At 65.3% G+C, this 24,777-nt stretch carries 17 protein-coding genes and 1 pseudogene; 8 read left to right on the top strand and 10 right to left on the bottom strand.

All coding sequences use genetic code 11. The annotated features are described in order from the left end of the window. The 4 genes from AAFP05_RS05705 to purL form a co-directional block, all read right to left on the bottom strand. Window positions 1-2,553 (bottom strand): AAA family ATPase (locus AAFP05_RS05705; protein ID WP_341728888.1); only part of this gene is annotated, 2,553 nt, incomplete at its 3' end. A 130-nt stretch (window positions 2,554-2,683) separates the two neighbouring features. After that, window positions 2,684-3,529 (bottom strand): hypothetical protein, encoded by an 846-nt coding sequence (locus AAFP05_RS05700; RefSeq protein ID WP_341728887.1) that lies wholly within the window; start codon window positions 3,527-3,529, stop codon window positions 2,684-2,686. A 140-nt stretch (window positions 3,530-3,669) separates the two neighbouring features. After that, window positions 3,670-5,007: a M20/M25/M40 family metallo-hydrolase gene (locus AAFP05_RS05695; protein ID WP_341728886.1), complete on the bottom strand. Its 1,338-nt coding sequence runs from the start codon at window positions 5,005-5,007 to the stop codon at window positions 3,670-3,672. 176 nt (window positions 5,008-5,183) lie between these two features. Then, window positions 5,184-7,439, bottom strand: a complete 2,256-nt coding sequence (gene purL / locus AAFP05_RS05690; RefSeq protein WP_341728885.1) for a phosphoribosylformylglycinamidine synthase subunit PurL — start codon at window positions 7,437-7,439, stop codon at window positions 5,184-5,186. Between the two features lie 109 nt (window positions 7,440-7,548). Between purL and AAFP05_RS05685 the strand changes: the two genes are divergently transcribed. The 6 genes from AAFP05_RS05685 (at window position 7,549) to AAFP05_RS05660 (ending at window position 13,229) form a co-directional block, all read left to right on the top strand. Then, window positions 7,549-8,454 carry a BadF/BadG/BcrA/BcrD ATPase family protein gene (locus AAFP05_RS05685; protein ID WP_341728884.1) on the top strand — a complete coding sequence of 302 codons (906 nt, stop codon included), beginning with the start codon at window positions 7,549-7,551 and terminating at the stop codon, window positions 8,452-8,454. 45 nt (window positions 8,455-8,499) lie between these two features. After that, window positions 8,500-9,267 carry a cytochrome b5-like heme/steroid binding domain-containing protein gene (locus tag AAFP05_RS05680; protein ID WP_341728883.1) on the top strand — a complete coding sequence of 256 codons (768 nt, stop codon included), beginning with the start codon at window positions 8,500-8,502 and terminating at the stop codon, window positions 9,265-9,267. 134 nt (window positions 9,268-9,401) lie between these two features. Beyond that, window positions 9,402-10,391: an ABC transporter substrate-binding protein gene (locus AAFP05_RS05675; protein WP_341728882.1), complete on the top strand. Its 990-nt coding sequence runs from the start codon at window positions 9,402-9,404 to the stop codon at window positions 10,389-10,391. A 57-nt stretch (window positions 10,392-10,448) separates the two neighbouring features. Continuing rightward, window positions 10,449-11,453, top strand: coding sequence for an iron chelate uptake ABC transporter family permease subunit (locus AAFP05_RS05670; protein WP_341728881.1), 1,005 nt, complete (start codon window positions 10,449-10,451; stop codon window positions 11,451-11,453). 10 nt (window positions 11,454-11,463) lie between these two features. Next, window positions 11,464-12,477: an iron chelate uptake ABC transporter family permease subunit gene (locus AAFP05_RS05665; RefSeq protein WP_341728880.1), complete on the top strand. Its 1,014-nt coding sequence runs from the start codon at window positions 11,464-11,466 to the stop codon at window positions 12,475-12,477. Then, a complete protein-coding gene (locus AAFP05_RS05660) occupies window positions 12,474-13,229 on the top strand; it encodes an ATP-binding cassette domain-containing protein (RefSeq protein ID WP_341728879.1) in 756 nt (251 codons plus the stop codon). Before AAFP05_RS05665 ends, AAFP05_RS05660 begins: the two co-directional genes overlap by 4 nt. Window positions 13,230-13,248: 19 nt before the next feature. On the opposite strand, the gene purQ is transcribed toward AAFP05_RS05660, so the two are convergent. Together purQ and AAFP05_RS05650 are read right to left on the bottom strand one after the other, a co-directional pair. After that, entirely contained in the window at window positions 13,249-13,923 is a 675-nt protein-coding gene (gene purQ / locus AAFP05_RS05655) for a phosphoribosylformylglycinamidine synthase subunit PurQ (RefSeq protein WP_341728878.1), read from the bottom strand. Then, a pseudogene (locus tag AAFP05_RS05650) lies at window positions 13,920-15,054 on the bottom strand (phosphoribosylaminoimidazolesuccinocarboxamide synthase). The gene purQ and the pseudogene AAFP05_RS05650 overlap by 4 nt, the downstream one beginning before the upstream one ends. 90 nt (window positions 15,055-15,144) lie before the next feature. Between AAFP05_RS05650 and AAFP05_RS05645 the strand changes: the two are divergent. Continuing rightward, on the top strand, window positions 15,145-16,167 hold the full coding sequence (locus tag AAFP05_RS05645; RefSeq protein WP_341728877.1) for a hypothetical protein: 1,023 nt from the start codon (window positions 15,145-15,147) through the stop codon (window positions 16,165-16,167). Window positions 16,168-16,251: 84 nt separating this feature from the next. Continuing rightward, window positions 16,252-17,607 (top strand): hypothetical protein, encoded by a 1,356-nt coding sequence (locus AAFP05_RS05640; protein WP_341728876.1) that lies wholly within the window; start codon window positions 16,252-16,254, stop codon window positions 17,605-17,607. Window positions 17,608-17,651: 44 nt separating this feature from the next. On the opposite strand, the gene purB is transcribed toward AAFP05_RS05640, so the two are convergent. The 4 genes from purB to AAFP05_RS05620 form a co-directional block, all read right to left on the bottom strand. After that, complete coding sequence (gene purB, locus AAFP05_RS05635; protein WP_341728875.1) at window positions 17,652-19,085, bottom strand: adenylosuccinate lyase; 1,434 nt, start codon at window positions 19,083-19,085, stop codon at window positions 17,652-17,654. 13 nt (window positions 19,086-19,098) lie between these two features. Beyond that, window positions 19,099-20,331 (bottom strand): phosphoribosylamine--glycine ligase, encoded by a 1,233-nt coding sequence (gene purD / locus AAFP05_RS05630; protein WP_341728889.1) that lies wholly within the window; start codon window positions 20,329-20,331, stop codon window positions 19,099-19,101. Between the two features lie 118 nt (window positions 20,332-20,449). Next, window positions 20,450-21,280 (bottom strand): SWIM zinc finger family protein, encoded by an 831-nt coding sequence (locus AAFP05_RS05625; protein WP_341728874.1) that lies wholly within the window; start codon window positions 21,278-21,280, stop codon window positions 20,450-20,452. A 63-nt stretch (window positions 21,281-21,343) separates the two neighbouring features. Beyond that, complete coding sequence (locus AAFP05_RS05620) at window positions 21,344-24,679, bottom strand: SNF2-related protein (RefSeq protein WP_341728873.1); 3,336 nt, start codon at window positions 24,677-24,679, stop codon at window positions 21,344-21,346. Between the last annotated feature and the right edge of the window lie 98 nt (window positions 24,680-24,777).

Below are 24,777 nucleotides of genomic sequence, written 5' to 3'. Positions count from 1 at the left end.
TGCGTAGCTGAAGCCGTCGAGCAGCAGCGCCGCCACCTCTCGTTCTCGGATGCTCAGCGATCCCAGTGGATCGGCTGATGCCGGCGTCCGCTGTTCGGCCTGAGCGAGATAGCCAGCAGCTCCGAGGCTCGCATAGCGCTGCTTCGCCAGCCCGGCCGCTTCGGCAGCGAGGACACGGTCGGAGACCTTCGCGGATACCCGCGCCAGATCGGCATGAAGATGCCCCGCGTACAGCGGTAGCTCCATGTTGACCAGCGTCGTCGCCTCGATCAGCTGCTGATGCGCTGCCGCCGCATCCCCGGCCCGCTCGCGCGCCAGACCACGCAGCCAGGGCCGACACCACGTTACCCAGTCGGGCACGATCATGTCGGTCTCGATAGCGTTCAGGTGCGCGTCCACATCGTCGAGTTCGGCAGCCCAGATTTTCGCGAATGCCATATGAAGATGCCAGATCGCCCCCGCCGCGTTGGCTGCGGATGTCACGCCGCTGCCGAAGGTAGAGCGGAGCCGCGATAGGTACTCCGCCCGGCCGGATTCCCCACCGGCATGCAGCCGGACGACCTGAGCCTGGATCAGTACCGAGACCGCCTCGTGCCACGGCAGGTCGCGCAGTACCGCCTCGGACTCGCCGAGGAGCAGGTCTGCCTGTGTGAAGTCACCGCGCACCGTCGGTACCAGTGGACGCACCGCCTGAACCAGCGGATGCAAACGCCCGGGAGAAAGGTCGGCGGCGGCCTGAAGCTCCAGCGTCGCACGCTCGAACTCCCCGTCATGCCACAGCGCAAATCCAAAGAGTGCGTGGTTCACGCCGCTCACGCCGTCGACGCGTCCACTGCGCACCCGCGAGACGACCTCGGAGAGATCCCGGCGAGCGTCAGCAGCAAAACCGCAGAGCGAATAGACGGCACCTCGCCAGCTGAGTCTGTCGGTATCGGCCATCGGTGTTTCGCGGGCCTCGATCGGCACCGCTTCGAAATCCCTGCGGATGTGGTCGAAGTCGAACTCACGCGAGGCCACCTGACCGGCGACGCGCAGATAGTAGGGCCGTAGCGCGGGATCGGCGTCGGCATCATCGGGCAGCGAATCGAGGATCGTCTTGATCTGGCCCGTCGGGAAGCCGGAGACCAGCATCGTCCAGGCCTTGAGGACGAGCAGCCGCGTCCTGGTCAGACCGTCGGTATCCGCGATCGTCGCCGCAGAAGGAAGCTCGAGCGTCCGGCGGGCGTCCGCGACTCGGTTCTCGGCGATGAGTAGCCACGCAAGCACGACCGTGCGGCGGGCGATGTCTGCCATCAATCCGATCTCAACCAGTTGCGCCCGCACCGATGCGAGATCGCCGGCCAGCACGGCAGCCAGCTGCGCATCGAGCCAACGACGCTCGCGCACGGGCACCGACGAACTCAGCTGGGATGCCCAGCGCAGCAGCTGCGCCTCCCGACGGTGGTCAGGGGCGGCGTGCGCGATGCCGGCCGCATCCTCGAGATCGGCCGCCAGCAGATCGTCCCTGCGCTCAACCGCCGCCACCGCGTGTTCGAGGCGTTGCATCGACGAGGTGAGCAATTCGGACGCCTGCTGGTGCATATGACGTCGCTCGGCCGGTGGAATCGACTGATATACCGCTGCTCGCACCAATGCATGGACGATCCGTACCTCCGCGAGCGGAACGGTGGCGCGGACGACGATCAGCTGGCTGTCCGCGAGCAGCTCCAGAGCGTCGGCGGGGTCGTCGACCTGGGCGATAGCGGCGGCGTCAAGCCGATCGACCCAGTCCGATCCCACCACGGCGATCGCGCGCAGCAGGCGCGCCGCCTGCGGGTTCATCGCCGAAAGCCGTGCGTCCAGATCGCGCGCCAGCTCGATCGGGGCAGGTAGATCGTCGGGTCGTGAGAGATATTCGATGCCGTACTGCGTCAGCAGCGACCGCAGATACATCGGATTGCGACCGGTGTGGCTCCACAGCCGCTCCACGAACCCGTCGGGGATCTCTGTGCCGGCCGCAAGCTCTCGGATCATCGCGTCGGCCTCGTCCAGATCGATGCCATCGAGCCGCAGCACAGTCGTCGATGGGGCAAGGTCCAGCTGGCGCTGCCAACGATTCCGAGCACTCGCCGCAATCTCGCGGGTAGCGACCGCCACCAGTAGGCGATCCCCTCGAACTCGATCCAGCACGAGGCGAAGGGCGTCCAGCGACTCCCGATCGGCCCACTGCGCATCGTCGATGGCGATAACCAGCGGATCGTCGCGACTTCGCTCGTCGATCAAGCGCCGCAATGACTGGGCCGCTACCGCCGGGCTGTGCGGCGTCCCGTCGTCGGTGCTGGTGCGGACGACTCCGAGTTCTTCGAGCAGGCCGTAGTGCGGCTGGTAGACCGCGTCACTGCAGGTCGCCGCAACGATCACGAAATCCGGAGCGGCGTCGAGCAGCGCGCGCAGATGTGTGGTCTTTCCGGTGCCGCTGGCGCCTTCGATCAGAACAACACGCGGCCGTCCGGCGCGAGCATCAGCGATCGCCGCGTCGAACCGTGCCACTCGCTCAGGCCGCAGAAGCTGCATGGGCCCCTTCCCTTGACCTGACCAGGAAAGCAGAGTCTGACTTCGGGGTCAACGCAGCCCTCGTGGCCCGGGCCGCAGCTCTGTACCGGCCGACGGCAGTTTTCGGTTTGGCGCTCGCTGGGAGTCCGGATCAGTAGCTCTCGACGTGCGGGGTGACCACCGAGTTACCGACGAGCTGCGCCACCTGTTCGCACAACTGGTCCAGTGTGGTGACCTCGTTCTCGAAGGCCGCGAAGACCGAGTAGGTCTCGGTCGGCTCGACGGTCAGCATCGTGATGCCGGTGCAGTCGACATCGGCGCACAGCACCTGATCCCAGGTATGCGGGCATCCAGCCAGCGCCGACTGGCGCGAGCACATCCGCCCGCCGATCGCACCCTTCAAGACTGCATCGCGGACCTGACGCAGCGAATCATTGCTGATGGCCATCACCATGTGATGCGCATCGAACTCGTCGTAGGCAGACGGGAACACCGGACCGGCATCGGCCGAGACCAACTCGCTGAAATCGAAGGATCGAACGCCGGCGCTGTCATGGATCAGGCAGCGATCAGTGTCGATGACACCCAGGCGGCCATCGGCCATGCTGGCGATCGCCGCGACGTCGTTGGGCAACTCGCCCGAAGCGATCAGCTCGTCGACGATCCACTCCGGCTGCCATTCCAGCTCGCCCAGCAGGTGCACCGTAGCGGCCACCAGGCGGAACTGCGGATCGGGCGATTCCTTGGTGATGTCCATTCGGATGTTGAAGCGATCACCCTCGACCATCTGGCCGACGGGGTCTGCCTCGTCCGGGCAAGCCGCGATCACAAGCTTGCCGCTACGGGAGATGCCATGGACCAGGGCTTCGCAAGAGGTCATGGGAGCTGTTCGGTAGGCGAGAAACGAAGCGCTGCCCGCACCACGCACGATGCGCTCGGTCATTGAGCGCGCCGTTCGGTCGCAGTCGATGGCCTCGACGGGGATGCTTTTGGTCATATGAGACGAACCCCTCTCGTATGTCGTCTTAGGTAAGGCTAGGCTCAGACGGCACCAAAAGAAAGTTGATCTCAGACATTTCCGCAAGTTTCCCGTTTTCTATTGCGCGACGGGACCTGCGGACCTTCCCGTCATCGCGGCTACTCGGCCAGTCTCGCGAGCAGCAGAGCCTCCGCCAGGCAGACCGCTTCCCAGTCCGGCAGATAGAGCGACTCGTCGATGCCATGCATCCGGCAATCGGGATCACTCACTGCGGTGGCCAGCACACCGGCCTGCGGGAAGGTGTTCTGGAACTCGGCAATCATGCCGATGGTGCCGCCGGTGCCGATCTGCATGGGGTCCACTCCGAAGGCCTGATGCCACGCCCAGTTCGCCTTCTCCTCAAGATCCGCAGACAACGGCGTACGGCAGGGCTCGGCTGCCTCACCGTCGATGATCGTCAGCCGGGCACCCCATTCGATCTTCGCCTCGAGGTGCCTGCGCAGGCACTCGAGCGCGTGCGCGCCGGTGTCGCCGGGAGCGACGCGCAACGAGATGCGGGCCTTGGCCGCAGGTATCAGCGTGTTGGACGAGGTCGCGATCGGGGTGGTGTCGAGCCCGATGATCGAGATGGACGGCTTCAGCCAGGTGCGCGCCGCGATCGGTCCACTGCCGATCAGCTGGACGCTGTCGAGCACAGCAGAATCGCTTCGCACGACCTCCTCGCGCTGCTCGACGGACGTATCCTCGCTACTCACCAAGCCCTCGACGGCCACATTCCCGTCCCCGTCGTGCAGGCTGGCCAGCAAACGACACAACGTGGTCAAGGCGTCCGGGACGACCCCGCCGAACTCGCCGGAATGGATAGCGTGGCTGAGAGTCCGCACTTCGACGACGCAATCGACCACGCCTCGCAGGCTGGTGGTGAAAGCTGGCTGCCCGATCGCCCAATTGCCGCAGTCGGCGACGATGTAGAGGTCCGCAGCCAGATCGTCCGCGTTCTCGGCGAGGATTCGTCCCAGGGTGGGCGACCCCATCTCCTCCTCGCCCTCGATCAGGACGATGACGTTCACCGGCGGCTTGCCGTCGAATGCGCGCAGCGCCGCCAGATGTGCGGCGACGCCGGCCTTGTCGTCGGCGGTGCCGCGTCCGAAGAGCCGATCACCGCGGCGCTGAGCGGCGAAGGGTGCCGATGTCCATTCGGCCGGGTCGCCGGTCGGCTGCACGTCCATGTGCGCGTAGAGGCAGACCGTCGGTTTGGCGGGGTCGGCGTCGAAGTGCGCGATGATCGCGGGCTGGCCTGCGGAGTCGACCACCTTCACCCGGTCGCAGTTCAGCGCATCCAGGTGCCCAACGATCTCGTCTGCCACCCGCTGCATGTCGGACGCATGCTCTGGCTGGGCACTGATCGACGGGATCGCCACCAGCCTGATCAGATCGTCGGTCACCGATGGCAGCACAGCCTCGACGTTTTCGCGGATCGCAGCAAGATCAACCATGGCCTTGACCTTAGCGCGTCCAGTCGGACGTTGATCGCCTTCCGACGGGAGGGTCACGTTGGTGCGTCCGGCAGGACGTTTTGGTCGCCGACGCTCGCCGAAAAAATAGGCTCGCTTCCCGTCGACCACGGCCGCCCCGCGACCCACACAGCTCACTGGCCGAAAGCGTCAAAGATTCACGCCATCGCAGCGGGAATCGGGGCTTCCCAGGCGGAGCGGATCTCGTCCAGCGGCAATGCGAAGAGCCCCTCGACGATCAGTTCGCGCTCCCGGTTGACCTCACCGATCCGCGAAACCGGAACGCCGTACTCGGCGCACAACGCAACGAAGGCGTCCAGTCTCGCCGATTGCACCGACACCAGAGCGCGCGCCGGAGTCTCGCTGAACAGCGCTGCGGTGGCGTCCAGGCCCTCGGGCAGGGCGACAGTCACACCGTGGCCGCAGCGCAGGCACGACTCGACCAGGGCGATCGCCAGGCCACCGTCGGACAGATCGTGGGCACCGCTCAACAACTCCTGCTTGGCGGCCGCGATCATCACCACCGCGAGCGCCTGCTCGGCATCCAGATTCGGGAACGGAGGCAGTCCCCCGAGATGATCGTGGATCGCCTGTGCCCAGGCAGAGCCGCCGAGCTCTTCCTTGGTTTCGCCGAGCAGCAGCACTGCGTCTCCGGGAGTCCCGAAGCCCATCGGAATGCGCTGACGCACATCGTCGATCACTCCGAGGATCCCGACCTGCGGGGTGGGCAGGATATTGCGTCCGCCGGTCTGGTTGTAGAAGCTGACATTGCCGCCGGTGACCGGCACACCGAGTACCCGGCAGCCATCCACCAGACCCTTGATCGCCTCGACGAATTGCCACATGACTTCGGGATCTTCCGGTGAGCCGAAGTTCAGGCAGTCGGTCACCGCCACCGGCTGGGCGCCGGAAACGGCCACATTGCGGTATGCCTCCGAGAGCGCCAATTGGGCTCCCAGGTAAGGATTGAGCTGGCAGTAGCGTCCGTTGGCGTCGGTCGCCAGCGCGATACCGAGATTGGTCAGCTCGTCGATGCGCAGCATGCCTGCGTCGTCGGGTTGGGCGAGCACCGAGTTTCCGCGTACGAAGCGATCGTATTGGTCGGTCACCCAGCTGCGGTCGCAGAGATTCGGCGAAGCAACCAGCTTGAGCAGCTGGTGAGCCAACTCCGCACCCGCGTTCGAACGCGGCAGATGGTTGTCGTGGTCGGCATTCAGCACGTCGATCCACTCCGGACGCAGCTGCGGACGATCGTAGGTCGGCCCCTCGTGGGCGACCGTACGCGGATCGACATCGACGATGCGTTCGCCATGCCAGTCGATGAACAGCCGGTTGCCTTCGATGAGCTCACCCACGACGGTGGCCTGGACATCCCACTTTGCGCAGATCTCCATGAAACGATCAACGTCGGAAGGTTCGCAGATCGCCATCATGCGCTCCTGAGACTCGCTCATCAGGATCTCTTCGGGGCTCATCGTGTAGTCGCGCAGCGGCACCAGATCGAGTTCGCAGTGCATACCGGTCTCACCGGCAGAAGCCAATTCACTGGTCGCGCACGAGATGCCCGCCGCGCCGAAGTCTTGCAGCGCAGCGACGACGCCGGCCGCGAACAGTTCGAGAGTGCATTCGATCAGCAGCTTCTCCATGAACGGATCGCCGACCTGCACCGCCGGGCGCTTCGACGGTTTGGAGTCGTCGAAGGTCTCGGACGCCAGGATCGATGCCCCACCGATGCCGTCGGCGCCGGTCGAGGCTCCGTACAAGATCACCTTGTTGCCGACGCCGGTGGCCTTCGCGAACTTCAGGTCCTCGTGCCGCATGACCCCGACGCACAGCGCATTGACCAGCGGATTGTCCGCGTAGGTCTCGTCGAAGTAGACCTCCCCGCCGATATTGGGCAGGCCCAGGCAGTTGCCATAGCCGCCGACACCGGCCACCACGCCCGGCAGTACTCGCGCGGTGTCCGGCGCGTTCAGGGGGCCGAAACGCAGGCCGTCCATGACCGCGATCGGACGAGCGCCCATGGCCAGGATGTCGCGGACGATGCCGCCGACGCCGGTCGCCGCACCCTGATAGGGCTCGACGAAGGACGGATGGTTGTGTGACTCGGATTTGAAAGTGATCGCATAGCCCTGGCCGATGTCGACCGCACCCGCGTTGTCGCCGATGCCTGCCAGCAGCGCTCCCCGCGGAGTCGTCTGCGGCAGTTCGCCGAAGCGCTTCAGGTGGATCTTCGAGGACTTGTAGCTGCAGTGCTCCGACCACATCACGGAGTACATCGCCAGTTCGGCGCCGGTTGGACGGCGTCCCAGCAGCTCATGGATGCGCTGGTACTCATCGTCCTTGAGCCCGAGCGCAGCCCAGGGCTGCTCGGCATCCGGCGTTTCGCGGGCATTCTGCACTGTGTCGACCACATGCCAAGGCTAGCCGAGCGCGGGCGGCTTACCACTGCGTGATCGCGTTTGCGGCTCTGGTTCGCCGGTTCTGGTACATATCCGCCGATCCTGAGCCAGGCTAAGAACCATGAGCACGGTGCTGAGCCTGGACGCAGGACAAACGCGTTGCCGCCTGAGGGCGCCGGACGCCAGAGTCGTCGAGATCGGCGCGGTCATCACCGACCTTCCGGTGCTCCCCCAACTCGCCGACAGGATCCGAGCGGGCATCTCGGAATTCGGGCCCGTCGATGGCGTTGCGATCGGCTCGACCGGCCTGCCCGCCGATGCAACCGCGTCCGAGTTGCTGTCGCGGGTCGGTGGCGACGGCATCACCGATATCTGGCTGGCCCACGACTCGATCACCAACTACCTGGCCTCGCTCGGTGTCCGTCAGGGAGTGATGGTCGCCGCGGGCACCGGTGTGGTCACGCTGGCGGTCGGCCCGCAGCGCCTCGCCCGGGTGGACGGCTGGGGCTATCTGATCGGGGACGCCGGCTCCGGCTATTGGATCGGGCGGGCCGGATTGGATGCCGTGATGCGCGCCTTCGACGGGCGCGGGGCGGCCACGGCGCTGACCCCGGTCGTGGTGGCCGACTTCCCCGATCTGCCGAATCTCTACCTGAGCCTGCAGAACGACGAAAGTAAGGTCGCGCGGATCGCGTCCTATGCACAAAGCGTCGCCGATCTCGCCGACAGCGACGAGGTCTGTCACCGAATCTGCCTGGCTGCCGGACGAGAACTCGCCGCCTCGGCACTGGCCGGGCTTGAACAGGCCGGCTTGGACGAGGCCGGCGCCATCCCGGTCGGGCTCAACGGACGACTCTTCGGCTCGGCCATCGTGCGCAACAGTTTCTGCGCACTGGTGCTCGAGCGGCATCCGCAAGCCGAGTTCGTCGACGCCCACGCGAGCAGCCTGACCGGAGTCGGCCTGCTGCCGGACGTGCCCGCGGAGATGCCGCTCGCCCACCAGATCGACTACGCGGTCGCAAGGTGATCCAGTTTCATAGGTGATTGACCGATCAATCACCTATGATGAGGCATGTTCGACACCATAGATGGCCTACCCGTTCACCCGTTGGTAGTACATGCCGCAGTGGTCTTGCTGCCGCTGTCGTCACTGGCGCTGCTCGCAGTCATTCTCGTCCGACGCTGGCGCCGACCCTACGCCTGGCTCGCCGTCGCGGGGGCCGTGATCGGCACCGGCGCGGCAGCGATCTCCGTATTGTCCGGACGCCAATTGGCCGCGCACGTCGGCACCCCCGACCGCCACGCGCAGTTGGGCACCCTGCTGGCCATGGTCGCGGTCGCGCTCAGCCTGGCGGCGCTCGGCTGGTGGTTCTCGCAGCGACGGGCGACCACCGACGCCGATTCTGCCGCGACTCGTCTGCTCGGTTGGCTGACCGTGGCACTGGCCGCCGTCGCCCTGACGCTCACCGTGCTGGTCGGCCATAGCGGCGCTCAGGCCGCGTGGGGCGGCCGTATCGGCGAATCCTCCACGGGAAGCTCACCCGCCCCGAGCGGTTCGGCGTCGCCGGATGGATCGGGCACCGGGGCGGACGAGTCCACGATCGCGCCGCGGATCACCTTGGACGAAGTCGCCCAGCACGCCTCAGCGGACTCCTGCTGGGCAGCGATAGCCGGCAATGTCTACGACCTGACCAGCTGGATCGGCGAGCATCCCGGCGGCAGCGAACGCATCATCGCGCTGTGCGGCACCGACGCCACCGACGCCTTCAGCGCCCAGCACCGCGGCAATCAGCAGGCCAACGATCAGCTGGCCGAACTAAGGATCGGCACACTCGAATAGACCCGGACGCATCCAGCAGGCAAATCGTCGAAGACTGGACCAAAGCAGAAGGTTAGGCTATCCTCATCGGAACAAACGGACAGCCCCCAACAGCGCCGCCCATTCCCGGCGTCGCTGCCGACCGAGGAGAACTCTTGCTCTCACGCAGACCACTTACCGCCGTATCCGTTGCCTTGCTGACGGCCCTGTCGCTCACTGCCTGTGGTGGCGGTGCCGACAGCTCGTCCACCCCCGAAACCTCCGGGAATGCGACCTCGGTGACCATCGAGGACAACAACGGAACTCACACCATCACGACTCCCCCGACCTCGGTCGTGGCGCTCGACAACCGCACCTTCGAGACCCTGTCGCAGTGGGACGTCCAGCTCGCTGCCGCCGCGGTCTCGCTGATGCCCGACACCATCCCCTACAAGACCGACGCCTCCATCGTCGACATCGGCACCCACCGCGAACCCAATCTCGAGGCGATCGTCGCCGTCGAACCGGACCTGGTCATCAACGGCCAGCGGTTCACGCAGTTCCAGGATCAACTCGCCGAACTGGTACCCGACGCCGCGATCATCGACCTCGACCCGCGCGACGGCGAACCCTTCGACACCGAGCTGAAGCGCCAGACCACGGCGCTCGGCGAGATCTTCGGCAAGCAGGCCGAAGCCAGGCAGCTGAATGACGATCTCGATACCGCCATCGCTCGTGTCAAGGCCGCCTACAACCGCGACGACACGGTGATGGCGGTCAATACCTCCGGCGGCGAGCTCGGCTACATCGCTCCCCATGTCGGACGCACCATCGGTCCGCTCTACGACGTGCTCGACCTGACCCCGGCGCTCCAGGTCGAAGGAAGCGACGACCATCAGGGCGACGACATCTCGGTCGAGGCGATCGCCGGGTCGAATCCGACGTGGATTCTCGTCATGGACCGCGATGCCGCCGTTGCCAAGTCCGATCCGGGCTATCAGCCGGCCGCGGATCTGCTGGCGAATTCCGAGGCACTGGCCAATGTGAGCGCGGTGCAGCAGGGCAATATCGTGATCATGCCCGCGGATACCTATACCAATGAAGGCATCCAGACTTACACCGGGTTCCTGAACTCCTTCGCGGACGCTCTCGAGGCCAAGAAGTAGAACCTGGTGGTGGCGGGGTGGACATTTCACCCGATGGCCATCCCGCCGTCACCACTCATGATGAGTAGACATCACACCGCAGATGCGACACCACAGGCGCGCCCCCGATCACAGCGCAGGCTCTTCGACCCCTGGCTGATCGTCGGGGTGTTCGTCGTGGCCGCGCTGCTGGCGCTATCCCTGTTCACCGGCGTCTACGACGTCGTCAACGGTGCCGACGGCAAGCAGATCTTCGCCATCACCCGTATCCCGCGCACGATTGCCCTGGTATTGGCCGGTGCCGCGATGTCGATGTGCGGCCTGGTGATGCAGTTGCTCACCCAGAACCGTTTCGTCGAGCCCACGACCACCGGGACAACCGAATGGGCCGGGCTCGGGCTGGTCGTGGCCATGGCCTTCCTGCCTGCTTCCGGATTGACCGTGAAGATGGCGGTCTCCATCGGATTCGCGTTCATCGGCACCATGGTCTTCTTCACCTTCCTGCGTCGCGTCTCGCTGAGATCGTCGTTGATCGTCCCGATCATCGGCATCATGCTGGGCGCGGTCGTCGGCTCGGTCTCCACCTTCATCGCGCTTGAGGCGGACGCCCTGCAGAGCCTCGGGGTCTGGTTCGCCGGAAGCTTCACCTCGGTACTCCGCGGCCAATACGAACTGCTGTGGATCGTCGCGCTGGTGGTTGTCGCCGTCTTCGTCGCAGCCGATCGATTCACGGTCGCCGGACTGGGCGAGGACATCGCCACCAATCTCGGCCTGAACTACAACCGGATCGTCCTGCTCGGCACCGGGCTGATCGCGGTCGCGACCGGCGTGGTCACCGTTGTGGTGGGCAATCTGCCCTTCTTGGGGCTGATCGTGCCCAATATCGTCTCGATGGTGCGCGGGGACGATCTGCGCAGCAATCTGCCCTGGGTGTGCCTCCTCGGCATCGCGATCGTGACGATCTGCGACATCCTCGGACGCACCATCATCTCTCCATTCGAGGTGCCGGTATCGCTGATTCTGGGCATCGTGGGCGCGGCAGTGTTCATCATGCTGCTGCTCAGGCAGCGTCGCCGTGGCTAGCGCGGCCGCCGTGACCAAACCCTCGCCGCGCACATCAGCCTCGCTTGCCGATCGAGGGGCACGACGCTACTGGCTCATCCTCGGCACGCTCGTCGTCTTGTCGCTGGTCTTCGGGTTCGGGCTGCTCGCCTGGGACAACCCGATGCCGGTCGGCAGCAAGGGCTTCTGGACGATCGCCAAACTGCGAGCCACCTCGATCGTCGTGATGGCGGTCGTCGCATTCTGCCAATCGACAGCGACCGTCGGCTTCCAGACCGTCACCAATAACCGGATCATCACACCGTCGATCATGGGATTCGAGTCGCTCTATGTCGCGATTCAGACCTCGGCGATGTATTTTCTCGGAGTCGCAGGCATCATCGCCATCCAGGGCGTCCCGCAATTCTTGATGCAGGTCGCGTTGATGGTTACGATGGCCGTCGTGCTCTACGGCTGGTTGTTGAGCGGAGAATACGCAAATCTGCAGGTGATGTTGTTGATCGGCATCATCATCGGCACCGGGCTGGGTTCGGTATCCACCTTCATGCAGCGCCTGCTCACGCCGAGCGAATTCGATGTGCTGTCGGCCCGGCTCTTCGGCAACATGTCGAATGCCGATCCGGCCTATCTGCCCTATGCGATTCCGATCGCGCTCGCCGCGGGAGGACTGCTCATCGCCAGGTCGAGGACGCTGAATCTGATGGCGCTCGGACGCGACGTCACCGTCAGCCTCGGAGTGAATCATCATCGCGAATTGATCCGTACCTTGAGCCTGGTGGCGGTGCTGATGGCGATATCCACCGCGCTGGTCGGGCCGATGACCTTTCTCGGATTCCTGGTGGCCACGCTGGCCTACCAGCTGGCCGATACCCACGATCACCGATTCATCTTCCCGATGGCCGCACTTTGCGCGTTCGTGGTGCTCAGCGGGGCCTATTTCGTGATGAAGAACATCTTCTATGCCCAAGGCGTGGTGTCGATCATCATCGAGATGGTCGGGGGCTCTGTCTTCCTCTTCGTCATCTTGAGAAAGGGACGCCTGTGATCACGTTGCGCGAGGTGCGCAAGAGCTATAGTTCCGAGGTCGTGATCGGTCCGGTCGATCTGACGATCCCCACCGGCGGTATCACCGCTCTGGTCGGCCCGAACGGCGCCGGCAAGTCGACGCTGCTCACCATGATCGGGCGGCTGCTCGGCCTGGACGCGGGCACCATCGAGGTCGCCGGCTTGGACGTGTCGACCGCGGATTCGAACGACCTGGCCAAGATCTTGTCGATCCTGCGCCAGGAGAATCATTTCGTCACCAGGCTGACTGTGCGCCAGCTCGTCTCGTTCGGCCGTTTCCCCTATTCGAAGGGACGCATCACCAGCCTGGACGAGAAAGTCATCAGCCAGGCGATCGACTTCTTCGACCTGGCCGATCTGGAGAACCGCTATCTCGATCAGCTCTCAGGTGGTCAGCGCCAACGCGCCTATGTGGCGATGGTGCTGTGTCAGGAGACCGAATTCGTGCTGCTGGACGAACCGCTGAACAACCTGGACATGCGCCATTCGGTACTGATGATGCAACATCTGCAACGTGCCGCAGCCGAATTGGGCCGAACGATCATGATCGTCTTGCACGACATCAATTTCGCCGCCCACTACGCCGATTTCATCTGCACCGTCAAGGATGGGTTGATCACCCATTTCGGGCCGTCCAGCGAGGTCATGAACGCGGAGATGCTCAGCCAGGTCTTCGACACCCCGGTCGATGTGATCGACGGCCCGCGTGGCCCGCTGGCCGTGTACTACTGACCAACCAGCGGCGCGAGATCTAGTTGGTGAGCGCCAGGAAATGCTGCACCGAACTGAAGAAGGTCAGCCCGTCCCTGGTCAGACTAGTGAGTGCTTCGACGCTGTGCTCGGGATGCGGCATCAGGCCGACCACGTTGCCGCGTTCGTTGGTGATACCGGCGATATCGTTGCTCGACCCGTTGGGGTTGTCGACATAACGGAAGACCACCTGGTTGTGATCCTCCAACTTGCGCAAGGTGTCCGGGGCGGCCTGGTAGTTGCCCTCGCCGTTCTTCAACACGATGGTGATCTGCTGACCGACCGTGAAATCGCAGGTCCAGACGGTGTCGGCGGTCTCCACGCGCAGCTTCTGCTGGCGGCAGACGAATTTGCGCTGCTGATTGCGGATCATCGCGCCCGGCAGCAGATGCGATTCGCAGAGCACCTGGAAGCCGTTGCAGATGCCGAGCACGGGCATGCCTGCGTTCGCGGCACGCACGACCTCGTCCATGATCGGAGCGAAACGGGCGATAGCGCCACAACGCAGGTAGTCGCCGTAGCTGAAACCGCCCGGCAGTATGACCGCGTCGACGCTGTCGAGCGAATCGGATGCATGCCACAGCGACACCGGTTCGGCCCCCGACAGTCGCACCGCGCGCAACGCGTCGTGATCGTCGAGAGAACCGGGAAAGGTGACGACGCCGATGCGGCTCACGACTCTTCCACCCGCACGTCGAAACTCTCGATCACCGTGTTGGCGAGCAGTTTCTCGGCGGCATCCCGGATCTGTTCGATGCGCTCGTCCGTCAGGTCTCCGTCAACCGTGATCTCGAAGCGCTTGCCCTGGCGTACGGTCAGACCCCGATAACCCAGGCGCTGAAGCGACCCGGTCACCGCCTTGCCCTGAGGATCGAGGATCTCGGGCTTCGGCATCACGTCGACGACTACTCGTGTCATATCGGAAGCTTATCGTCTAATCGAGCGTCAGTTCGCGACCCGTCAAGCGCTGGAAGGCCGCCAGATAGCGTTCGCGGGTCTTGGCCACGACCTCGGCGGGCAGACTCGGCGGTGCTGCGTCGGACGAGCGGTCCCAACCCGAGTCGCGGACCAGCCAGTCGCGCAGATATTGCTTGTCGAAGCTCGCCAGCCTGCCCTGCGACCATTCGTCCGCATCCCAGAACCTGGACGAATCGGGCGTCAGCACTTCATCTCCCAGCACCAGCGTGCCATCGGGACGCAGCCCGAACTCCAACTTCGTGTCGGCCAGCACGATGCCCCGCTCGCGAGCGATCTGCTCGGCTCGCGCGTAGATCGTCAGCGTCGCCTCCCGCAGCCGCGCGCCCAGGTCGTCACCGATCTCGGCGCACATGGTTTCAAAGCTGATGTTCTCATCGTGCTCGCCCAACTCTGCCTTGCGTGCCGGCGTGAAGATCGGGGTCTCCAGGCGCGAGCCATCGCGCAGGCCCGCCGGTAGCGGCACGCCGCAGACCGTGCCACTCGCCTGGTATTCGGCCCAGCCCGATCCGGTCAGATAGCCGCGCGCCACCGCTTCGATCGGCACCATCTGAAGGCTCTCCACGATCATCGCGCGCCCGGCCACCGCCTCAGGGACCTCGGTCGAGATCAGGTGATTGTCGATCAGGTCTGCGAGTTGGTCGAACCACCACAGCGTTAGCTGGGTCAACACGATGCCCTTACCCGGGATCACGGTGTCGAGCACGTAGTCATAGGCAGAGATATTGTCGGTCGCCACCATCAGCAACTGGCCCGGATCGTCGAGCGCATAGAGCTCGCGCACTTTGCCGGCATGGACGAGGGGCAGCCCGAGGTTCCCGTATTGGCTCACGCCGTAAGCCTATGACCGCCCGCCTGCGGAGTGGCGCCCGGACCAGTCCGTGAAGCGGCCACTAATCTTGACTGCGAGGAGGATCCACTGGTGCATGAGCTCGTTTTCTTGGTGGCCGGTCTGCTGATTCTGGCCGCAGCCATTGCAGTCGTGCTGGTGCAACGCAGGCCCGCCCAGAATGTGCAGGCCGCGATGCGCGCCGGTCTTCTCGAACCCGAGGAACCCCTGACTCCCCCGGCCGACCTGCGCCCAGGGATGGCTGTTGCGCTCACCTCCGGCGAGGTGAGCGTCCGCGGTATCAGGCTCACGCTGCTCGATCTGGCCGTGCGCGGCTACCTGCTGATCACCCCGGCCTCGACGAGTTCCGGACGCCCGACGTGGCAGCTTCAACGCACCGCCAAGCAGGCCGACGGCGCATTGCTCGACTACGAGCGTCTGCTTGTCGACGGTTCTCCCAGCGACGGTCACGTGATGCTCAGCGACCTCACGAAGGATCCCGCCAGGCCGCTGGAGAAGGCTCAGACGGCATTGCGAGCGCAGATCGACCAGCAGCACTGGTTCGTCACCGACGCCCGGGCACGCCACTCGAGATGGGGCTGGATCGGCGCTCTGGTGCTCGTCCTCGGGCTGCTGGGCACTGCATCCATGTTGATCGACTGGGTTGCGACCGATGATTTCCGCGGCGTTATCGGTGGCCTGGCCGTCGTTGCAGCAGGCATCTCGCTGGCGTCCCTGGGACGTATCCGCAGCCAACACACGCCCGACGGGATGCTCGCGCGAACCCGCGCCGAGCAACTGAGATCCGCGCTACAGGCCTTGCGTCCCGAAGACATCGCGGTTGCCAACGCAGGGGCCGAGTTCAGTCGGCTGCTACCGTGGGCGATCGGTTTCGGCACCGAGGACGATCTCGCCAAGGCTGTGGACCAGGAGTTGCGCCGAGCCGCCAATTGGGGCCGGCAGACGGGCCTGGAGCTGAACTGGTTCGTTACCGAACCGCAGGAGGTGCAGTCGAATGCCGACGCGGCCCAGCAGCTGTGCACCGAACTGGCAGCAGTGGTCAACCGCAAGACGAACGGACGCGAGCATGCCCAGCGCGTGTCGAGCCACGCCTAGTCGGCGCCTGTGTCACCGACCATCGCCACCGAGTATCACCACCGAGCAACTAGACTGTCGCTGCGAACTTGAGGAGGCGCGACGATGACCACTCCGCCGAACGCTCCGGGACAAGGTCAGCCATCCGGCACCTTTGGTCAGGGCGGACAGAACCCGGACGGACACGGACCTGGCGGCTCCGGCAGCTATGGCCAGGCCAACCCTGGTGTGTCGGGCCAGCCAGGCCAGAACCAACCGGGCCCGCGATCCGTCCACGGATCGGGGTTCCCGCAGCCGGGGTTCCCGCAGCCGGGGCCCGCGCAGCCGGCTTTCCAGCCCGGACAACCGGGACAGCAAGGCTTCAACTATTACGCCGCGCAGCCGGGCCAGCCTCAGGCCCGGCTGCGGCAAGGACCCCAGTTCGGGTACGGCCCAGGCGGTCCGGCCACCCCGCCCAGCTATCGGTCGAACCCCAAGAATGCTGCAAACGCGAAGCGACGGCGACTGATCGCACTGGTCGTGGTCGCGCTGCTGATCCTCGGCATCGGCGGCTATCTGGGCGTCAACTGGTTCACCTCACGAAACGACGAGCGCGATGCCCAGGCCGCGATGACCGGACTGCTGACAGCGCTTCAGGCCGGAGACGCGAGCACGGCGCTCAGCTACCTCGATGTGGATTCCTCGCTCACCGACGGGCAACCATTGCTGACCAACGACGCCATCGCCGGCAATCCCGATTCGTTCAGCTTCAATCCGAGCTTCGTGGTCACACACTCAGGTGGCGTTTTCAGCCAGCAGGCCAGCGTCCAGATCAACGGGACCACCCGGGTCGTGGAGTGGGACGCCAGCGAGGTCGATGGCAGCTGGAAGATCGACGGTTCCGAAGTCTTGGGGCGGGCCGGCTTGGAGACCGGCCAGTCCGTGCAGATCAACGGGATCCCGGTGGGCCCTGGCCCGCTCGACCTCAGTGTGCTGCCGGGCAGCTACACGGTGGCCTCCGGGCTGGCGCTGCTGTCGTACGCGCCGGGTCAGGCGGACTTCGACATCTTCACCGGTGGCCAGACGACAATCGAGGCCGATCTGATCGTGGCCGATGGTGTGCAGCAGCAAGTGATCGACCAGGTCCGCGGTATCCTCAACGGCTGCGTGGCCGAGAAGGTCTCCCCCGGCACGTGCAATTGGGTGCTGGGCTTCACTAACGGCCATGCGGTCGATGGGACGATCGTCTGGGCGTTGTCGCCCGATGACCCGGCGTCGCAGCTAACGGTTCCGAGCAGCGGCTGGTCCGCGAGCGATGCCTTCAGCCAGACATTCCCGGTGCGCTACCAGACGACCGCGTCGGGTGAGGGCCAGCTGACCGACGGCAGTCGTGCCACCTTCGACAGCTACGTCCTCACCCGGACGAGCTACTTCAGCCTCGATCTGTCGGGCGAGGCCCCGGTGGTCAAGCTGGTTTCCTGACCGCTGCCGAGGGTCTTCAAACGACAAGTGGCCTGGTCAACGGGTCACAGCACGGCCCCGGGATGGTACGCGGCCGCCTGCGGATCGGCGTCCACCAGTGGCGTGATCCGCGCGACCACGCGCTCAACCTGGCGAGCCGCCGCTCCGGTGAGCTCCAGCGGGGCGCTCACCAGGTGGTCCAGTTCGTCGCGGCTCAACCCGAGCCGGGAATCGGCCGCCAGTCGATCGAAGAGCCGATTCGTCCGCTCACCGGTGGCACGCATCTCCAGAGCCACGGCGACCGCGTTCTCTTTGATCGCCTCGTGAGCGTCCTCGCGTCCGACCCCCTTGCGTACCGCAGCCATCAGCACCTTGGTGGTGGTAAGGAACGGCAGATAGCGATCAAGTTCGGCAGCGATCACCTTCTCGAATGCCCCGAAGCCGGACAACACAGTCAGGAAGGTCTCGAAGAGTCCGTCGAGGGCGTAGAACGCGTCCGGCAGCGCGATCCTGCGCACCACCGAGCAGCTGACATCGCCCTCGTTCCACTGATCGCCGGCCAATTCGCTGATCATCGACAGATAGCCGCGGACAACCACCGCCAGCCCGTTGACCCGCTCGCAGCTGCGGGTGTTCATCTTGTGCGGCATCGCGGACGAACCCACCTGCCCCTTGGCGAAGCCCTCGGTGACCAGCTCGTTTCCGGCCATCAGCCGGATGCTGGTGGCGAGACTCGAGGGGGCCGATGCCGTCTGGGCGACAGCGGACAGCGCGTCGAAGTCGAGCGAGCGCGGGTAGACCTGGCCGGTCGAGTCGAGCACCTCGGCAAAGCCGAGCCCGGACGCAATGCGCTGCTCGAACTGGTCGAGTTTGGCCAGATCGCCGCCGAGCAGGTCGAGCATGTCCTGGCTGGTACCTACCGGGCCTTTGATGCCGCGGGCCGGGTAGCGTCCGATCAGGTCGTCGAGACGGGCATACGCGATCAGCAGTTCGTCCGCGCAGCTGGCGAACCGCTTGCCGAGCGTGGTGACCTGGGCGGCGACATTGTGGCTACGCCCGGCGATCGGCTGAGCGCTGAAGCGGACAGCGAGTTCGCCGAGGCGACCCAGTGTCGTGACGGTACGCGAACGGATCAGCTTCAGCGATTCGAGCACCTGCATCTGCTCGACGTTTTCGGTGAGATCGCGGCTGGTCATACCCTTGTGGATGTGTTCATGGCCGGCCAGCGCATTGAACTCCTCGATCCGAGCCTTCACGTCGTGCCGGGTGATGGCCTCGCGCCGGGCGATGGAGTCGAGATCGACCTGATCGATCGCCGCAACATAGTCGGCGATCACGTGATCGGGATCATCCCCGCCGAATTCGACACCGAGATCACGCTGGGCTTCGAGGACTGCGATCCACAGTCTGCGCTCGGCGATGATCTTGTTGATCGGCGACCAGATGGCGCGCATCTGTTCGGAGGCATAGCGGGTAGCCAAGACGTTCGGAATGCTCAACTGATTCTCCTTGTCAGATGACTTTGGAAGCGATATCCGAGCGGCAGAAGCCGGTCGGGAAGTCGATCTCGGCGATCTGGTCGTAGACCGCTGCACGTGCCTCGGCGAGGCCGGACCCAGTGCCCACCACGACCAGGACCCGCCCGCCGGCAGCGACCATCTGTCCGGTTTCGTCGAGCGCGGTGCCCGCGTGAATGACGTGCACCCGATCGGTGTCGGCGGGCAGCGCGATGCGTCCACCCTTGTGGGGCGATTCGGGGTAACCCTGGGCGGCGAGGACGACGCAGACCGCGGCGCGGTCGTCGAAATCAAGTGGACCGATTTCGGCAAGGGTGCCGGTGGCAGCCGCATAGAGCACCTGACCGAGGGGGCTGCGCAGCAAGGGCAGCACGGCCTCGGTCTCGGGGTCGCCGAACCGGGCATTGAACTCGACCACCTTGGGCCCGGCCGAGGTGATCGCCAGTCCGACGTAGAGCAGGCCCGCGAAGGGGATACCCAGTTCACGCATCCGCGCCAGGGTCGGGGCGACCACGCTGGCCATCACGTCGTCCACGGTGCCGGGCGCCAGCCACGGCAGCGGTGTGTAGGCGCCCATTCCGCCGGTGTTCGGGCCGGCGTCACCGTCGCCGACACGTTTGAAGTCCTGAGCAGGCTGCAATGCCAGGGCATGGATGCCATCGGTGATCACGAAGAGGCTGGCCTCGGGGCCGTCGAGGTACTCTTCCACGACCACCTGATCGGCGCCTGCGCCGTGGTCCAGGGCTGCCTGCCGGTCGTTGGTCACAAGCACGCCCTTGCCTGCGGCCAGCCCGTCATGCTTAACGACATAGGGGGCACCGAACTCGTCGAACGCCGCCGCCAGTTCCTGCTGGCTGTGGCAGACGCGGTGGCCCGCGGTTGGTACACCGGCCTCGGCCATGATCTGCTTGGCGAAGGCCTTCGAGCCCTCCAGTTGAGCGGCGGCGGCGCTCGGACCGAAGCAGGCGATCCCGGCCGCGCGCACGGCATCGGCAACGCCGGCCACCAACGGAGCTTCAGGCCCGATGACGACCAGGTTCGCGCCGGTCTCTGTGGCCAGCCGGGCGACCGCGTCCGGATCGCAGATGTCGACCGGGTGGTTGGTGCCGATCGCGGTCGTCCCGGGGTTGCCGGGTGCGATGTGCACGGCAGCAACGCCCGGGTCATGGGAGATGGCAAGGGCCAGGGCGTGTTCTCGTCCACCCGACCCCACCACCAAAACGGTCAACGGACTGCCAGTTTGGGCTGCGCTCACGGGGTGAGTCTAGTCGTCGCAACGCGCTTCAGTGGTCGCCAGATCGCTCCGGAGCCATCCCACCGGCCCGCCGGAACTATCTGGGGAGCAATCAAGCGCGTTGGTCAACGGCTGCAAACGCGAGATAGGCGGGGCGCAGCAGCTCGGTCACGCTGCGGTGACGCACAGACAGGTCCATCGGTGGCGCCTCATCGAGCAGTGCGGCCATCGACGACTGCCGTGCCACAAGCTGTGGCAGCTCGCCCTGCAGCGCGAAGAAGGAGTCAAGGCACTCGGACAGTGGCTTACCCTGGCCCTCCGACGCACCGGCGGGGCCAATACCCGACTTTCGCAGGGCGGCCAAGTTCTCAAGCAGCTCGTCGCGCTCCCGCCCACGCCAGGCGAGAATCGCGAACGGATCCTCGTCGAAGCGCTCAGCAAGCAGATAGCAGACGGCCGCCAGATGCTTACACGGCACCTCCCAGTCGGGACACGAACAGTCCATGCTGAGATCTCGTGCCTCGGCCGGGAAGAGCGGCAAGCCGGCCTTGGTGAAGACCTGCTCAATGTCATCGGGGATCTCTCCACTGAGTAGCTGCGCCAGGTACCAAGCGTCAGCGGCAAGCGTCTCCTCGATCCGCGTCCACTCGGCTTTGCCGAATGCCTGCACTCCGATCCGCACCCGGTACGGCCGCGATCGGCTTCCCTGCACCTTCGCGCTCACCATTCCGGGCAGGATGGCCAACTCCATGACTTGGCCGCGCCTGGCATAGTTCTTTCCGCGTTTCAGCCGGCTTCCGACTCCGAATCCTTCGAGCACCTCGATGAACCGCCGCGACCACCAGCGCGTGCCGATTGCGCCCCGGGTACTGCGCGCCTTGATTCCGCCGTCCACCGTTCGCGGTCGCGACGGTGTATAGAAACCGTCCCAGGACTTGTTCATCTCACGTGCCTTCTGCTCATGGGCTTTCTGCTCGCCGCCAATCCCCGTCTCGGGTTCACCCGACTACTCACCGACGGCCTCCGCCGAGAGCGTGAAGAGCTCACGCAGCTCACCTGTTGACAGCCGCGTCAGCCACTGTTCGCCGTCGGCAACCACCAGATCCGCGAGCGCCTGCTTCTCGGTGATCATGTCGTCGATGCGCTCCTCAAGAGTTCCGGTGCAGATGAACTTGTGTACCTGCACATTGCGTTTCTGGCCGATGCGAAATGCACGATCGGTCGCCTGATTCTCGACGGCAGGATTCCACCAGCGATCGAGGTGAATGACATGGTTCGCTGCTGTCAGGGTGAGTCCGGTGCCCCCTGCCCGCAGTGACAGCAGGAAGATCTGCGGACCATCGCCGCTCTGGAACAGCGAGACCATTTCGTCGCGTTTGGCCTTCGGAGTCTTGCCGTGCAGATAGGCAATATCGGCGCCGAAGCGGGCTGCTAGGTGAGGCAGCAGCATCTCCGCGAACTCGGTGAACTGGGTGAAGCACAGTACGCGGTCGCCCTCGGCGGTGATCTCGTCCAGGATCTCTTCGAGCCGCGCCACCTTACCGGAACGCGCGCCGATCGCGGTGCCGTCGTGCAGCAGTTGCGCGGGGTGGTTGCAGATCTGTTTCAGCTTGGTCATTGTGGCGAGAACCTGGCCGTGGCGCTCGATTCCCTCCGCTATCTCGATCTTGCGCATCATCTCGCCCACCACCGCTTGGTACAAGGAGGCCTGCTCAACCGTGAGGCGGCAGTACTGCTTTGTCTCGATCTTCTCCGGCAGGTCGCCGGCGATGGCGGGGTCGGTCTTCAGCCGCCGCAAGACATAGGGCCGAGTGACGCCGCGAAGCTTCTCAGCCGCATGCACATCGTGGTAGCGCTCGACCGGGATCGCGAAACGGGTGCGGAACAGCTCGCTCGAACCGAGCAGACCGGGGTTCAGGAAATCCATGATCGACCACAGCTCGGATAGCCGATTCTCTACCGGCGTGCCCGTGAGCGCGATTCTGTGATCGGCTTTGAGTCTTCGAACGGCCTTCGCGGATTGCGACAGGCTGTTCTTCACGGCCTGTGCCTCGTCGAGGACGACACGGCGCCACTCAACAGCTTCCAGTTCCTCAAGGTCGCGCAGCGCAGTGCCGTATGTCGTGACGACCAGGTCGGTCGTCGTGAGCAGTTCGCCGAGGTGCTCGCCGCTGGCTCGTCCGGGACCATGATGCGCGTAGACCCGCAGACCGGGGGCGAACTTCGCCGCCTCGCGCTGCCAGTTACCGACCAACGACATGGGGCAGAGCAACAAGGTAGGACGATGCTCGGGCGCCCCGCTCCCAGGCGCGCTGAGAGCCGAACCCGACTCGTCTGGATCGCCACCACCAGAACCCGGGGCTCCACCGGATCGTTCCAGTGCTTCAAGCGCCAACAACTGCACCGTCTTGCCCAGTCCCATGTCGTCGGCGAGGCAGGCCCCGAGACCGATTCTTGACAGGAATGCCAGCCAGGAAAGCCCCCGCTGCTGATAGGGCCGCAGACGGGTACAAAACTGGTCCGGCGCGTCCACTACTTCAAATGCCCGCGGAACGGTACCGGCAAGCAGCTCCCCCAGCCAGCCGTCGGCTTCCACGGCCGTGATATCGAGCGGCAACTCATCGGCCCCGGCGCCGAGAGCCGCAAGGGACAATACCTCGGACACTGTCTTGTGCCCGGGCCCCGCTTCGCGCAGAATCTCCAGGCCGCGCTTCAGCCGGTCTGGGTTTATTGTCACCCACTGGCCCCGAAACTGAATAAGCGGCGCTTTGGCTGCGGCCAGCGCTTCGATCTCATCGTCGGTCAGCTCCTGATCGCCGATGGCGAGGCGCCACTGGAAGTCGCAGAGCTGGTCGCGGCCGAGACTCCCGCCTTCGCTCTGGGCGTCACTTGGGGTGCTCGCGCTCGCCTTCAGCCCCAGGCTCGGACGATGATCCCACCAACTCGGTAGCTGTACGCCGAAACCGGCCTCCTCCAGCCTGGGAGCGGCACGCGATAAGAAGTCGTACGCGCCGTCGCTGGCCAGATCCATGGCTACCGGTTTGGCAGCGCGTAATCCACCGGCCAATGCCGGGTAGATGCGACTGGCTCGTCCCAGCTCGGCTAGCAGAAGCTCGGACGGATGATCAAGCCACCGCTGCAAAGCACCGTCGTCTTCCCAGACCTGCGGAGCCGCGACGAGCAGACTCGGATCGACCGCAGACTGCAGCAAGAACTCCACCCGCCATTTGGTGCCTCCGGCCGTGGTTCGGTCGCCAGCCTGGGCAGCAGCGTCGGCCGGGTCGAGAAGCGGGTTCGGGAGTGAAGCGGTGTCGAGGCCGGCATCGTCCCCAGCGGGCAGCCCGGAGTCGATCAGCACATCATGGTCGGCGCCTATCTCGGCCAACCGGAACACCGCATGCGCTGCGCCTGGCCGGGGAGCACCCACCTCGTCCCAGGCCGCGAGTTGGCGCTCGAGTTCGGCGAATTCTTGAGGAACCGCCACGAAGTGGCCGTCGGGTGATTGCAGCGCCTGTATCCAGGCTTCGGCGGCGGGTTGTGTTCGGGGCGCGCGACCTCGGCGCGGCGGAAGCAAGGACATGTCGGCAAGCGACGCCCGCGCTGCGCAGTCAACCAGCACGGCCAACGCATCCTGCGCAAGCTCGTAGGGTTCGGCCCCCATGACCTGGGCGTTCGGTTCCGACATCGGCAAGACTTCGGCCCGGCAGACGGGAGGCATCGTGTTGACGAGAGCCTGGAAGACGAGCAGATCTGGTCCGGTGAGCACGGGGCGCCAACGCGCGATAGCAGAGGTGAGGTCGTTCGAGCTGCGATCGTTTGCCTCGGATTCGGGGTGCTTGAGGCCCGGCCCACCACGATCGGCGGGTTGTATCAGCGCAGTAGGCAGGACCCGCCCGGCGGCCACGAGGTCGACCGCGAGATCGGCCAGCTCGGTCAGGTAGCGGATCGAGGCACCCTCGCGAACGTCGTCGACTTGCCGATCGGGATTGCTCAGCCAGGCAAGCGCCCTCGCCGGCGCCAGCACTGCGACCGGCACTGACCACCTCAGCAGTCCGGGCTCGTTGCGGGCCCCGCGCCTCGGAGCCAGACGCACCATCTCAGGCGAATCCAGTGGTGACTTTGCCGTTGAGGGCAGCTGCAAGACCACCGGATCCAGATCGTCGCCGGTGTCGGCGAGTATTGCCGCGAGTTGCTCGTGGTCGGCTGCGAACGGGTGCCGGCGGGCGCTACGCAACGCCTGGCTCCGGCTGGTCATCGTGCGCCCGGAATCCTCGGCCCAGAGCAGCAGCCCGCGGGCCCGGCCCCACAGCCCATGTAGTACCAGCAACCTCTTTCCCACCATTCTTCGTTGTCTGCCGAACCTGCTCACCAGCCTAGAGCAGGAGCAACATGCTCCGGTGCTCCCCAGCTGCCCCGGCAGCGATCAAAACGACGCCCCGG

The sequence above is a fragment of the Brooklawnia sp. genome (genome assembly GCF_032229645.1).
GTDB lineage: Bacteria > Actinomycetota > Actinomycetes > Propionibacteriales > Propionibacteriaceae > Brooklawnia.
The sequence above is the reverse complement of the archived record's forward strand: the minus strand, read 5'-3'. Positions and strand labels throughout refer to the sequence as shown.

Bases quoted from the DNA above. Each gene is read 5' to 3' on its own strand.
- AAFP05_RS05700 (WP_341728887.1), bottom strand. From the start codon at position 3,529: ATGACCAAAAGCATCCCCGTCGAGGCCATCGACTGCGACCGAACGGCG.
- AAFP05_RS05640 (WP_341728876.1), top strand. From the start codon at position 16,252: ATGACCACTCCGCCGAACGCTCCGGGACAAGGTCAGCCATCCGGCACC.
- AAFP05_RS05695 (WP_341728886.1), bottom strand. From the start codon at position 5,007: ATGGTTGATCTTGCTGCGATCCGCGAAAACGTCGAGGCTGTGCTGCCA.
- AAFP05_RS05680 (WP_341728883.1), top strand. From the start codon at position 8,500: ATGTTCGACACCATAGATGGCCTACCCGTTCACCCGTTGGTAGTACAT.
- AAFP05_RS05625 (WP_341728874.1), bottom strand. From the start codon at position 21,280: ATGAACAAGTCCTGGGACGGTTTCTATACACCGTCGCGACCGCGAACG.
- AAFP05_RS05670 (WP_341728881.1), top strand. From the start codon at position 10,449: ATGATGAGTAGACATCACACCGCAGATGCGACACCACAGGCGCGCCCC.
- AAFP05_RS05620 (WP_341728873.1), bottom strand. From the start codon at position 24,679: ATGGTGGGAAAGAGGTTGCTGGTACTACATGGGCTGTGGGGCCGGGCC.
- AAFP05_RS05685 (WP_341728884.1), top strand. From the start codon at position 7,549: ATGAGCACGGTGCTGAGCCTGGACGCAGGACAAACGCGTTGCCGCCTG.